This is a genomic window from Caballeronia sp. M1242, from assembly GCF_017220215.1.
GTDB lineage: Bacteria > Pseudomonadota > Gammaproteobacteria > Burkholderiales > Burkholderiaceae > Caballeronia.
This window is the reverse complement of the sequence record NZ_CP071131.1, coordinates 834,906-847,610: the sequence shown is the minus strand read 5'-3', so window position 1 is coordinate 847,610 and position 12,705 is coordinate 834,906. Positions and strand designations below refer to the sequence as shown.

Below are 12,705 nucleotides of genomic sequence, written 5' to 3'. Positions count from 1 at the left end.
TCAAAGGTCAGCGCACTTCGGTGGTACAGGCGTCGTACCCGAACTTGACGGCGCCGCCTAGCGCGCCCTTGTCGTCCTGCGGCTTGTACTCGAACTCGATGTCCGCATAAAGCAGGCTGACGTTCTCGTGCAATTCGCCGCCCATGCCGCCGCCTAAGCCGACGTGCGTCACGGTCACCTGCTTCATCGTGACGGTCAGGAATTCCTTTTGGCCATCTCCCGACTTGCTGACGGTGAGCTTCGCGTTCGCGAGGTGCTTGCCGCTGACGCAGCTTTTCGCGAGCGTGGGCGAGGCCTTGTCGTAGAAATGCGAGAACGTGAACATGCCTGGCTTCGCCTTGCCCTGTCCGCTGCCGCCGCCGACCGCCGGACTGCCCGCGTTGGTCACGTCCCAGTCGAAGGACTGCACCTCGATCTGGTTCTCCGCGCCTTTGTGCTTCGATTCCCCTTCGATTCCGTCAATCTTGAGATAGCAGTCGATGGTAGCCATGTGGTCCTCCGTGGTGGTCCGGCTTCGCGTCCGCGCGAGTTCGCGCTTGCAGTCAGAACGAACGTAGTCCGCCGATTTTCAAAATCGCGCGGCGGCCGCCGTCTTATGTTCGACGAACGATTCTCCGGACCCAAGCGATGCCATCCGATCCGCGCGAGCCGCGCCCGCACGACTGCCTTTCGCCCGACATGGTGCGACAGTTCGATCTGCTCGCCCTGCCGGAGCCCAACGACATGCTGCTGCAGATCGTGCCCAGGCGCAGCAACACGCCCGTGAAGGGCGAAGCGAGCAAGCGCGGCGACTGGGACACGCCGATGCAGATTCACGGCTGGCGCTGGGCGCAGGGCTACGACGCGGTCCAGCACAGCGCCGCGCTCAATGCGAGCGACATGCGCGTCGCCGCGCTCGGCGTGATCCGCACGGTGGATTCGGCGTCGCCCGTCATCGCGAAGCTGTGCGCGCAGGCGGAACTGCTCGCGCTCGCGCATATCCGCTGCTTCAAGTCGGCGGGCACCGATCACGGCGTGCAGATCGAATTTCTGTCGATGAAGCTCGAACAGGCGTATCTGCGCAACTATCAGATTTTCACGAGTCCGCGTTTTTGCCGTCCGTGCGAGATCTTCGAACTGTCGGCGCAGCAACTCACCATGACCTGCGCGCCGCAAACCGAAAGCGGCGCGCGCGGCGCGGAAGTGACCTTCGCGCTCGACGTGTCCACGCGTCGCATTGGCTGAACGCTCATGTCGATGAACACCGAGCGCCTCCAGCCCACGCTGCTCGATCGCCTGATCGACGACGATCCCGCGTCGCGCACCGACCCCGCCGGCGAGCGCTTTCTCTCCCATCGCGGCCTGCGCGCGGCGGTGCTGCGCGACGTCTCCTGGCTCTTCAACACGACGAATCTCGGCGGAGAAATCGACGAGGACCAGTTCGCGCATGCGTTCGCGTCGGTGCTCAACTACGGCCTGCCGTGCCTATCGGGACGCTTCGCATCGACGGTCGATACCGTCGTGCTCGAACAGGCGATCCGCACGGCGATCGAGCGTTTTGAGCCGCGCATCGATCCGTCGACGCTGGAAATCGAGCCGGTCCTCGACCGCTCCGTGCTCGACATGCACAACCAGATCGCGCTCGTGATCCGCGGCCTGTTGTGGGCGCAGCCGGTGCCGCTCGAATTCGCGCTGCGCACGCAGATCGATCTGGAGGAAGGCGGCATCACGGTGATGGAACTGCCGCACTGACATCGCATACGGAAAAAAAATGGACCCGCGCCTCTTGCGTCACTACAACACCGAGCTCGCGCATCTGCGCGAGATGGGCGCGGAGTTCGCCGAGCAGTTCCCGAAGATCGCGGCGCGTCTTGGCATGAACGGCATCGACGTGGCCGATCCGTATGTCGAGCGGCTGCTCGAAGGCACGGCGTTTCTTGCCGCGCGCGTTCAGCTGAAGCTCGAAGAAGAGTTTCCGCGCTTCACTCAGCAGCTCACGCATGTCGTGCTGCCGCAGGCCGCGTGCCCCACGCCCTCGATGCTGATCGCGCGTCTCTCGCCCGATCTCGCGAATCCCAATCTCGGCGATGGCTTCACGGTGCCGCGTCACACTGCGCTCTTTTCGTTGCGCGGGCCCGCGCAGACGACGCCATGCGAGTTCCGCACCGGCGCCGCGCTCACGCTCTGGCCGGTCGAGGTGACCGACGCCCGCTATCTCGCCCAGACGCCCGATCTGCCGCTCGCCACCGTGCCCGCGACGCGCACGCTCGCGACGCAGGTGAAGGGCGCGCTGCGCATCCGGCTCGCGACGCCGGAAGGCTTGTCGTTCGACGCGCTGCGTCTCGATACGCTTTGCCTCTACTTCGCAGGCGGCGACGACATCGCATTCCGGCTCCACGAGCTCGTGCTGGGGCACACGTTGGCAATCGTCGTGTCGACGCCGGAACGGCCGACGCGCACGCTCGCGGTGCTGCCGGGCGAGGCGGTCGCGCCCGCCGGATTCGCCGACGACGAAGCGCTCTTGCCGGTCACGCCGAATGCGTTTCAGGGTTACCGACTGCTGCACGAATACTTCGCGCTGCCGCAGCGCCTGCGCTTCGCGCGCATCGAAGGCCTCGCGACCGTGCTGCCCCGCTTCACCGCGCGCGAGATCGAACTCACGTTGCTGTTCGGCGCGGGCGATGCCACGCTCGAACGCATCGTCACGAAGGAAAACGTGCTGCTCGATTGCGTGCCCGCCATCAATCTCTTCGCGCGACACGCGGATCGCGCGCTCGTCACCGATTCCAGCGCGCGGTTTCACGTGGTGCCCGACCGCACGCATCCGCTCGATTTCGAGGTGCATTCGGTCACGGGCGTGTCCGGCTACGGCGCGCACGACGACAGCGAGCAGACCTTCCATCCGCTCTACGCGGACTATCTCGCCGACCGCCCCGCGGACGCCGCGTACTTCACCACCGAGCGCGAGCCGCGCCTCGTGCCGGCCGCGCGGCAAAAAAGCGGCGCGCGCACGGACTATGTCGGCAGCGAAACATATGTGTCGATCGTCGATCCGCGCGCTGCGCCGTATGGCGGCTCGCTGCGGCAACTGTCGTTCGCCACGCTTTGCACCAACCGCGATCTGCCGCTGATGATGTCGCGAAGCGGTCCAGGCAGCGACTTCTCGCTCGACATCGCCGCGCCGGTCGCAGCCGTGACCTGCGTGAGCGGCCCGTCGCGGCCCGCGCCGGCGCCGCTCGATGCCGGGCGGACGTGGCGTCTGATCGACCAGTTGTCGCTGCACTATCTGTCGCTCTGCAACGGTCCGCGCGAAGCGGCGGCGGCGCTGCGCGCGCTGCTGATGCTGCACGTCGCGCCCGCCGACCACACCGGCCGAAATCAGGTGGCGGGCGTCGTCGCGGTCGATGCGAAGCCTGTGGTGCGCCGCCTGCCGATGCCCGGCCCGATCGCTTTCGGGCGCGGCCTCGCGATCGACGTTCTCGTCGACGACCTCGCGTTTCAGGGCGGCAGCGCGTGGCTCTTCGGCTGCGTGCTGGACCGCTTTTTCGCGCGTTACGTGTCGATCAATTCGTTCGTTCAGACGACGTTGCGCACGGGCGCGCGCGGCGAAATCCTGAGCCTGCCCGCGCGATGCGGCACGCGAGCGATCCTCTAGCCGCGGTGCGGCCCACGCCCTCCGAAGCGCCCGCGCACACGCGCGCGCTTCTGGAACTGTTCGACGCCGTCGCCGCCGAGCCGCATCGACACGACTTCTACCGGCTAATGCGGCACGTCGAGGCGCTCACTCCGGACCTGCCGCGCCTCGGCACAGGCGCGCGTCCCGCGGACGAACCGTTGCGGCTCGCGCAGGACGTCTCGCTCGCGTTCGCGCCCGCGCCGCTCGCCGGGCTGTCACGCGATGGCGACGGACATGCGCCGCGCCTCGCGCAGCGCTTCTTCGGCTTGCTCGGCCCCAACGGGCCGCTGCCGCTGCATCTGACCGATTTCGCCCGCGAGCGCGCGCTGCATCATGGCGACACGGCCTTCGCGCGGCTGCTCGATATGCTGCTGCATCGCTTCCTGCTGCTGTTCTATCGCGCGTGGGCGCAAGGCCGTCCGGTCAACGGGCTCGATCGTCCGGCGCAGGATCGCTTCGCGTTCTATGCGGGCGCGCTGATCGGCCACGCCGATCCGGCGACGCAGGGGCGCGACGCCATCTCCGACCACGCGAAGCTGCACTTCGCGGGCCTGCTGAACATGCAGACGCGGCCGGCCGACGTGCTCGAAGGCATGGCCTCCGCGCTGCTGCGCGTGCCGGTGCAAGTCGAGCCGTACCGCGGGCACTGGATGACGCTGCCGCGCGACGAGCGCACCGCGCTGCGTTCGCGCGCGGGACGATCTGCGTCGCTCGGCCAGGGCGCGGTCCTCGGCGCTCATGTGTGGGACCGCCAGCATGCGTTCCGGCTCGTGCTCGGGCCCCTCACGCTCGCGCAATACGAGGCGTTTCTGCCGGGCGGCGGCGCGCTGCCGACGCTCGTGGCGCTGGTCAGACGCCATCTGAACGGGGAACTTGCGTGGGATGCGCAGCTCGTGCTTGCCGCGAAGGAAGTGCCTACCGCGCGGCCGGGCCGCCACGGACGCCTCGGCTACTCGGCGTGGCTCGGCACCGCCGAGCGCACGAGCGATCGCGCCGATCTCGCGCTCGACGCCGATGCGCTTTGCAAAAACGCGGCATGAGCGCCGTCTTATCGGAAAGCCGCGCCTCCGGTCGGCTCGCGGGCGTTCAAAGGAGTCGGACGATGGCGGAAATCAGTCGTGTGGCGCTGTTCGGCAAGCTGGACAGGCTCGGCTACAAGACCGTGGAAAGCGCGACGGTCTACTGCAAGATGCGTGGCAACCCGTATGTCGAGCTTTCGCACTGGCTCATGCAGATACTGGAAACGCCGCGCTCGGACATGGAGCGCATCGTCGCGCATTACGGCGTGGACGCGGCCACGCTCGCGCGCGATCTCACCGCGTCGCTGGATCGACTGCCGCGCGGCGCCACCGCGATCTCCGATCTCTCCGAGCACATCACCGACGCGATCGAGCGCGGCTGGGTGTACGGCACGCTGCTCTACGGCGCGACGAAAGTGCGCACGGGCCATCTGCTCGTCGGCATGCTGAAGACACAGCGGTTGCGCAATGTGCTCATCGGCATCTCGCGGCAGTTCGAGCGCATCAAGCCGGAAGATCTGTCGGACAACTTCGCGCGCATCGTCGCGGATTCGGTCGAGGAAGCGGAAGACGAGCCGCATGCGCAGGCGCCCGCAGCCGGCGACGAGACCGCGCCCGCGAGCAGGGGCCGCCAGGAAGCCTTGCACAAGTACGCCACCGATCTCACCGCGAAGGCGCGTCAGGGCGAGCTCGATCCGGTCACCGGCCGCGACGAGGAAATCCGCCAGCTCGTCGATATCCTGATGCGACGGCGGCAGAACAATCCGCTTCTCACCGGCGAGGCCGGCGTGGGCAAGACCGCCGTGGTGGAAGGCTTCGCGCAACGCCTCGCGCGCGGCGACGTGCCGCCGCCCTTGCGCGAGGTCGCGCTCTGGTCGCTCGATCTCGGTCTCTTGCAGGCGGGCGCGAGCATGAGGGGCGAGTTCGAGCAGCGGCTGCGCCAGGTCGTCGAGGACGTGCAGGCGAGTCCAAAGCCGGTGATTCTCTTCATCGACGAAGTGCATACGATCGTCGGCGCGGGCGGCGCGGCCGGCACCGGCGACGCGGCCAACCTGCTCAAACCGGCGCTCGCGCGCGGCGACTTGCGCACCATCGGCGCGACGACGTGGGCGGAGTACAAGAAGCACATCGAGAAAGATCCGGCGCTCACGCGGCGCTTTCAGGTCGTGCAGGTGCTCGAACCCGACGAGCACAAAGCCGTGCGCATGCTGCGCGGCGTGGCGGCCGTGCTCGAAGGGCATCATCGCGTGCAGTTGCTCGACGAGGCCATCGAGGCGGCCGTGCGGCTGTCGCATCGCTATATTCCGGCGCGCCAGTTGCCCGACAAGGCCGTGTCGCTGCTCGACACCGCGTGCGCGCGCGTCGCGGTCAGCCAGCACGCGACGCCGCCGCAAGTGGACGATTGCCGCCGCCGCATCGAAGCGCTGGACGTGGAGGCGCAGATCATCGCGCGCGAGGCGACTGTCGGCGTGGACGTCGGCACGCGCGCGGCGGATGTCGAGGCGGCGCTCGCCCGCGAACGCGATGCGCTCGGCGGACTGGAGGCGCGCTGGAACGAAGAGAAGCGCGTCGTCGATGAAGTACTCGCGCTGCGGGCGTCGTTGCGCGAAGAAGGCGAAGCCGTCGATACGCCGCCGTCGACACGCAGCGATCGCCTCACGCGTCTTTCGCAACTCAACGCGCGTCTCGCCGAACTGCAAGGCGACGCGCCGCTCATTCTGCCGAGCGTCGATGCGGGCGTGGTCGCGGGCGTGGTCGCGGACTGGACCGGCATTCCCGTCGGCAAGATGATGAGAAACGAACTGGCCGCCGTGCTCGGGCTCGCCGACTCGCTGGAGCGCCGCGTGATCGGCCAGCGCCATGCGCTCGACATGATCGCCAAGCGCATCCAGACGTCGCGCGCGCGCCTCGACAATCCCGACAAGCCGATTGGCGTGTTCCTGCTCGCGGGCACCTCGGGCGTCGGCAAGACGGAAACCGCGCTCGCGCTCGCGGAAACGCTGTATGGCGGCGAGCAGAACGTCATCACCATCAACATGAGCGAGTTCCAGGAAGCGCATACCGTTTCCACGCTCAAGGGCGCGCCGCCCGGCTATGTGGGCTACGGCGAGGGCGGCATCCTCACGGAGGCGGTGCGCCGCCGGCCGTACAGCGTGGTGCTGCTCGATGAAGTGGAAAAGGCGCATCCCGACGTGCACGAGATCTTCTTCCAGGTCTTCGACAAGGGCTGGATGGAGGACGGCGAGGGACGCTACATCGACTTCAAGAACACGATCATTCTGCTGACTTCGAACGTCGGCTCGGATGTCATCATGTCGATGTGCCGCGACTCTGCGGCCGCGCCGTCGCCCGAAGCGCTCACGGCCGCGCTGCGCGGACCGTTGCTCGACGTCTTTCCCGCCGCGCTGCTCGGACGGCTCGTCACGGTGCCGTACTACCCGCTCTCCGACGCGATGATGGCCGACATCGTGCGGCTGCAACTGAAGCGCATTCAGAGGCGCGTGGCGGACAATCACGGCATTCCGTTCGAATACGACGACGACGCCGTGCGGCTGATCGTGTCGCGCTGCACGGAGGCGGAGTCGGGCGGGCGCGTGATCGATGCGCTGCTCACCAACACCGTGCTGCCGCGCATTTCCACGGAGTATCTGACGCGGCTCACCGAAGGCGGCGCGCTCGGGCGTATTCGTCTGTCGGCGAGCGCGGGCGACTTTATTTACGCGTTCGACTGAACCATGCTGACACTCACGGTCACTCGTCACAATGGGCAGCCGCCGCGCACACCGCTCGCGGCAAGTTTCGATGCCGAGGGCGGCACGATCGGGCGCGCGCTGACGAACCGCCTCGTGCTCGACGACGCCGAGCGCACCGTGTCGCGCATGCACGCGCAAATTGCGTGGCGCGACGGCGCCTACCGGCTCACGGATCGCGGCAGCAATCCCGCGCTCGTCAACGGCGTGCCGCTCGACCCCGGCCAGGAAGTGCCGCTCGCGCATGGAGACGAGGTGCAGATCGGCGGCTATCAGCTGCGCGCCGAAGTTTCCGCCGAAGAGTGCACGGAGACGGCGTTCGAGGCATCGCACGCGAGCGCCGCGGCGCCGGACGATCCGTTCGCGGGCCTGTTCGATGTGCCCGCCGCGGCTGAACCGCTGGCATCGCCCGAGGACCGTTTCGACTTCGAGTTCGACGATCCCGCATCCAGGCGCTCCATCGACGAACTGTTCTCGCTTGCTCCGTGTGGGTCCTCGGCGGTGAGTCCCCTCATCGAACCGATCACGCAGCCGAACACCGCCCATGACGACGACCCTTTCGCGAGTCTGACCGGCGCGGCGCGGCCGGTCGCGCCGCCCGCCACGCAGTCCGACGCCGGCGCTGAGCTGCACAGCGCATTCACGCCGCCGGGCGCGCGCGCCGCGCCTTCGCCTTCCCCTTCGCCAGCGCCAGTCGTGCAGGACGATCAGCGCGCGCTCTTGGATGCACTGCTGCAAGGCCTCGCCGCCCCCGGCTTGCGCATCGAAGCGCTCACGCCCGCGCTGATGCAGCTCATCGGCGTGTTACTGCGAGAATCGATCCAGGGGACGCTCGATCTGCTTTGCGCGCGCGCCGCGTTCAAACGCGAGATGCGCACGGACGCGACGATCATCGCGGCGGCGGACAACAATCCGCTGAAGTTCTCGCCGAACGTGGACGCGGCGCTTACGCATCTGCTGAGTCCGCCGGTGCGCGGCTTCATGCCGCCCGCCGCCGCCCTCGCCGATGCCTGCGCCGACCTGCGCGCGCATCAGGTCGGCATGGTCGCGGGCATGCGCGCGGCACTCGACGGCGTGTTCGAGCGCTTCGAGCCGCAGCGCATCGAGGCGCGCCTGCCCGCTCGCTCGCGGTTCGACGATCTCATGTCCGGCAACAAGCGCCGCGCGCGCTGCTGGGTTCTCTTCACGGAACTGTACGGCCAGCTCTCGAGCGAGGCGACCGAGGATTTCCACATGCTGTTCGGCCGCGCATTCGTCGCCGCTTACGAAGCGCAAATCGGCGAACTGAAACGCCGCGCGCGCCGATAACGCGCGCCGGAGAACCGACATGCAACTGCAAACCGCGAGCGTGAGCGATGCCGGCGGTCGCTCGCGCAACGAAGACGCTCACGGACAATGGCGGCACGCGGCGCTGTTCGCGTGCGTGGTCGCGGACGGCGCGGGCGGTCATGGCGGCGGCGACACCGCCTCGCGCATCGCGGTCGAGACCGTGCTCGCCGAACTCGCGCGGATCGCGCAGGCGGGCGTCGCGCTCACCGGGCCAAACCTGTTGCGCGTGCTGCTGCGCGCGAACGACGCCATCATCGACGCTCAGGAACACGACGGCAAACTCGCGCAGATGCGTTCCACGGCGGCGCTGCTCGGCATCGACGAGGCGGCGGGGCATGCGTCGTGGGCGCATTGCGGCGACACACGGCTCTATTGTTTCCGGCGCGGCGCGACCGTCGTGCAGACGCAGGATCACAGCCTCGTGCAAAGCATGATCGACGCGAATCTCCTCGAAGCGCGCGACGTGCGCAGCTACCCGCGCCGCAACGTGCTGTTCTCGGCGCTCGGCACGGCGGATGATCTCGACATCGCGGTGTCGACCGAGCCCTTTCCGATCGCCGATGGCGACGCGTTCCTGCTCTGCACCGACGGCTTTTGGGAGTATCTCGACGAATCCGTGATGATCGACTCGATCGGACGGGTGCCGACTCCCGCCGCGTGGCTCGATCTGATGGTCGAGCATCTGCGCGAAAGCGCGCGGCCCGGACACGACAATTTCACCGCAAGCGCGGTGTGGGTGGGCGATGCGTCGGCAACCACGGTATTGCAGATGCCCGCCGTGTGAGGCGGGCATCGACCGGCACAGCCCAAAGTCAGGCCGCTTCCTTCTGCGACGGCAAACGCGACACGAGCCGCAGCGACACCGTCAGCCCTTCGAGCTGATAATGCGGACGCAGATAGAACTGCGACGTGTAGTAGCCCGGCGCGCCCGGCACTTCCTGCACTTTCACCTCGGCGGCGGCGAGCGGCTTCTGCGCTTTCGTGTGCTCGGATGAATTGGCCGGATCGCCGTCCACATACTGCGTGATCCACTTGTTGAGCCACGTCTCCATGTCGGAGCGTTCCTTGAAGCTGCCTACCTTGTCGCGCACGATGCACTTCAGATAATGCGCGAAGCGGTTGCACGCGAACAGATACGGCAGGCGCGCGGCGAGCGCGGCGTTGGCCGTGGCGTCGGGGTCTTCGTATTCGAAGGGCTTTTGCAGCGACTGGGCGCCGATGAACGCCGCGAAATCCGAGTTTTTGCGATGAATCAGCGGCATGAAGCCGTTCTTCGCCAGTTCGGCCTCACGGCGGTCCGAGATGGCGATCTCCGTCGGGCACTTCATGTCGACGCCGCCGTCGTCGGTCGGGAAACTGTGCACGGGCAAGCCTTCGACCGCGCCGCCCGACTCCACGCCGCGAATGCGCGAGCACCAGCTATAGAGCTTGAACGAGCGCGTGATGTTCACGCCCATCGCGTAGGCGGAATTGGCCCACGTGTACTTGGAATGATCGGCGGAGCCGGTTTCTTCCTCGAAGTCGAATTCGTCGACGGGCTGCGTCTTCGCGCCATACGGCACGCGAGCCAGAAACCGAGGCATTGCAAGCCCGATATAGCGCGAGTCTTCGGACGCGCGCAGTGAACGCCAGCTCGCATATTCCGGTGTGCCGAATATCTTCGTGAGGTCGCGCGGGTTGGCAAGCTCCTGCCACGAATCCATCTGAAGCAGACTCGGGTCGGCTGCGGCGATGAAAGGCGAATGCGCCGCAGCCGCGATCTTCGACATCTCGCCGAGCAGCTCGACGTCCGGCGGCGTCTGATTAAAGTAGTAATCGCCGATGAACGCGCCGAACGGCTCGCCGCCGAGCTGCCCGTATTCATGCTCGTAGATCTGCTTGAACAGCGGGCTCTGGTCCCACGCGACGCCCTTGAACCGCTTGAGCGTCTTGCCAAGGTCCTTCTTCGAGATGTTCATCACGCGAATCTTCAGCATCTCGTCGGTTTCGGTGTTGTTGACGAGGTAGTAAAGGCCGCGCCACGAGCCTTCCAGCTTCTGGAAGTCGGGATGATGCATCACTTCGTTGACCTGGTCGGTGAGTTTCTTGTCGATCTCGGCGATCATCGCCTGAATCGAGCGGATGGCGTCGCCGGAGATGATCTTCGTCTGCGAGAGCGCCTGCTGCGCGAGCGTCTGCACCGCCGCCTGCACCGCGGTCTTCGCTTCGTCGCTCTTGGGGCGGAACTCGCGGTTCAGCAGCGCGGCAAGGTCGTCGCCTTCCAGCATCGCGCCCTGCAGCTCGTGTTTGGCTTCCAGCGTTTGAGGTATGTCGGACATGGTGGTTTCTCACTCGGCGGCGGGGGTCGAAGATTCGGCGGCGGCAGCGGCGGCGTCCGGCGTGACCGTGGCGAGCGTCTTGAGCAGCGCGGGGTCGTCGAGCACGCGCGCGATCAGTTCCTCGGCGCCGTTCTTGCCGTCCATGAAGATGACGAGATTGGCAAGTTGCGTGCGCGCCTCCAGCAGCTTCGCGAGCGAGTCGACCTTGCGCGCGACGGCGGCGGGAGAAAAATCGTCGAGCGTATCGAAGGTGATGTCGACGCTCAGATTGCCTTCGCCCGTCAGCTTGTTGGGCACCTGAAACGCGACGCGCGGATGCATCGCCTTCATGCGGCTGTCGAAATTGTCGATGTCGATCTCCTGGAACTTGCGCTGATCGACGGGCGGAAGCGGTTGGGCGGGCTTGCCGGAGAGGTCGGCCATGACGCCCATCACGAACGGAAGCTGGACTTTCTTCTCGCTTCCGTAGGTCTCGACGTCGTACTCGATCTGCACGCGCGGCGCGCGATTGCGGGCGATGAATTTCTGACTGCTGGTAGCCATGAGGCCTCCTTTGCGTGAGCATGAGCCACGCCTGAAAGACGATTCGCGCGCGGCTCGTTTGAAAGCGTCACTGCGGCTTGGTGCCCGCGATCAGGCGAATGTGCGAGAGGCTGTCGGGCGCGAGATCCTGCATCACGGAGAGAAAGTCTTTGCCGAGCCAGCCGCGCGCGCGGCGAATCAATAGCGGCGCGGGATGCGCCGGCTCGGTGCGTTCGAGAAACGCGCAGACCGCGTCGAGCAGCGCGATGGCGTCTTCTCGCGTCGCGATTTCGCCGGGACGTGTTCTCATCGTCGCGACGATCGTCGGGCTGGCTTGTGTCGTGTCGTCGGGCATCTGCGTTTCCTTTTGCGCGACCGCGCGAAACTGCGTGGCCACGAAGCGCGCCGTGTCCATCATCTTGTCGAGCAGCGGCGCGCGTTCCGCGCCGAGCCGCTCCGTCATGACGGCGCCGAGCGCCTGAACCGCGCGCGGCAGGTCGATGCCCGCGTCGAACACCTCGCGATTTTGCGCGAACGCATCGGCGAGCATGCCTTCGACCCGCGCGGGCGTCGCCGCGCTCGCGCCTGCGCCTGCCGCGAGCCTGCCCTGTGCGAGCAGCATGTCGCGCACCGTCAACCGCTCGCCGCGCGCGCGACATACTTCCGTTTCGCGCAGGTCGTGCAGCAGCGTTTCGGCTTCCGCGAAGGGCGTATAGGCGTCGGCAAGCGGCGCGAGGGCGTTGATCCGCAGCACGGGATCGTCGTTGTCTTCAGCGTCGAGCGGCGGATAGAGGCTGTCCCAGTAGCGCTGGAACAGGCCGGTCAAGAGTCGCAGGCCCGCATGAAAACCCACGAGGCCATGCACGCGCGCCGCTGCCCGCGTGTAGACCACGGCGATGCGTAGATCCTTCGACCTCGCCAACAGTGCCTGCGACTCTTCGAGCACCTCGGGCCACGCGGTCGGCTCGGCGAGCGCTTCGAACTGGCGCTCGGGATTGCCGCGCGCGAGCGCTTCGAGAGCGAGGAACGCCGGATCGTATTCGAGATCGACGCCGGCCGGCGGCATCGTCGCGGCGGGCGCGAGCAGCGGTTCTATGTCGATCATCACGGCT

The 12,705-nt window shown here is 67.1% G+C and carries 11 protein-coding genes; 7 read left to right on the top strand and 4 right to left on the bottom strand.

Going from position 1 to position 12,705, the window contains the following annotated elements; genetic code table 11:
• Positions 1 to 7 precede the first annotated feature (7 nt).
• Entirely contained in the window at positions 8 to 490 is a 483-nt protein-coding gene (locus tag JYK05_RS23315; RefSeq protein ID WP_175942799.1) for a type VI secretion system tube protein Hcp, read from the bottom strand.
• Between the two features lie 137 nt (positions 491 to 627).
• On the opposite strand from JYK05_RS23315, the gene JYK05_RS23310 reads away from it, so the two are divergent.
• The 7 genes from JYK05_RS23310 to JYK05_RS23280 all read left to right on the top strand — a co-directional run bounded on the left by JYK05_RS23310 (position 628) and on the right by JYK05_RS23280 (position 9,537).
• Positions 628 to 1,224, top strand: coding sequence for a type VI secretion system tube protein Hcp (locus JYK05_RS23310; protein ID WP_206470099.1), 597 nt, complete (start codon positions 628 to 630; stop codon positions 1,222 to 1,224).
• 12 nt (positions 1,225 to 1,236) lie between these two features.
• Complete coding sequence (tssE, locus tag JYK05_RS23305) at positions 1,237 to 1,731, top strand: type VI secretion system baseplate subunit TssE (protein ID WP_371826466.1); 495 nt, start codon at positions 1,237 to 1,239, stop codon at positions 1,729 to 1,731.
• A gap of 19 nt (positions 1,732 to 1,750) precedes the next feature.
• The gene (tssF, locus tag JYK05_RS23300; RefSeq protein ID WP_206470093.1) at positions 1,751 to 3,634 is read left to right on the top strand and encodes a type VI secretion system baseplate subunit TssF; all 1,884 of its coding nucleotides are present in this window, start codon (positions 1,751 to 1,753) and stop codon (positions 3,632 to 3,634) included.
• Positions 3,610 to 4,695, top strand: coding sequence for a type VI secretion system baseplate subunit TssG (tssG, locus tag JYK05_RS23295; RefSeq protein WP_206470092.1), 1,086 nt, complete (start codon positions 3,610 to 3,612; stop codon positions 4,693 to 4,695). Before tssF ends, tssG begins: the two co-directional genes overlap by 25 nt.
• 62 nt (positions 4,696 to 4,757) lie before the next feature.
• Positions 4,758 to 7,406, top strand: coding sequence for a type VI secretion system ATPase TssH (gene tssH, locus JYK05_RS23290; RefSeq protein WP_206470091.1), 2,649 nt, complete (start codon positions 4,758 to 4,760; stop codon positions 7,404 to 7,406).
• A 3-nt stretch (positions 7,407 to 7,409) separates the two neighbouring features.
• Positions 7,410 to 8,732, top strand: a complete 1,323-nt coding sequence (gene tagH, locus JYK05_RS23285; RefSeq protein WP_206470089.1) for a type VI secretion system-associated FHA domain protein TagH — start codon at positions 7,410 to 7,412, stop codon at positions 8,730 to 8,732.
• Positions 8,733 to 8,751: 19 nt separating this feature from the next.
• Positions 8,752 to 9,537, top strand: a complete 786-nt coding sequence (locus tag JYK05_RS23280; protein ID WP_175942787.1) for a PP2C family serine/threonine-protein phosphatase — start codon at positions 8,752 to 8,754, stop codon at positions 9,535 to 9,537.
• A gap of 28 nt (positions 9,538 to 9,565) precedes the next feature.
• Here JYK05_RS23280 and tssC read toward each other — a convergent pair whose 3' ends face one another.
• The 3 genes from tssC to tssA all read right to left on the bottom strand — a co-directional run bounded on the left by tssC (position 9,566) and on the right by tssA (position 12,698).
• Positions 9,566 to 11,071: a type VI secretion system contractile sheath large subunit gene (gene tssC / locus JYK05_RS23275; protein ID WP_206470088.1), complete on the bottom strand. Its 1,506-nt coding sequence runs from the start codon at positions 11,069 to 11,071 to the stop codon at positions 9,566 to 9,568.
• Positions 11,072 to 11,080: 9 nt separating this feature from the next.
• Positions 11,081 to 11,614 carry a type VI secretion system contractile sheath small subunit gene (tssB, locus tag JYK05_RS23270; RefSeq protein ID WP_206470085.1) on the bottom strand — a complete coding sequence of 178 codons (534 nt, stop codon included), beginning with the start codon at positions 11,612 to 11,614 and terminating at the stop codon, positions 11,081 to 11,083.
• A gap of 67 nt (positions 11,615 to 11,681) precedes the next feature.
• On the bottom strand, positions 11,682 to 12,698 hold the full coding sequence (gene tssA / locus JYK05_RS23265) for a type VI secretion system protein TssA (protein WP_206470084.1): 1,017 nt from the start codon (positions 12,696 to 12,698) through the stop codon (positions 11,682 to 11,684).
• Positions 12,699 to 12,705: the final 7 nt, after the last annotated feature.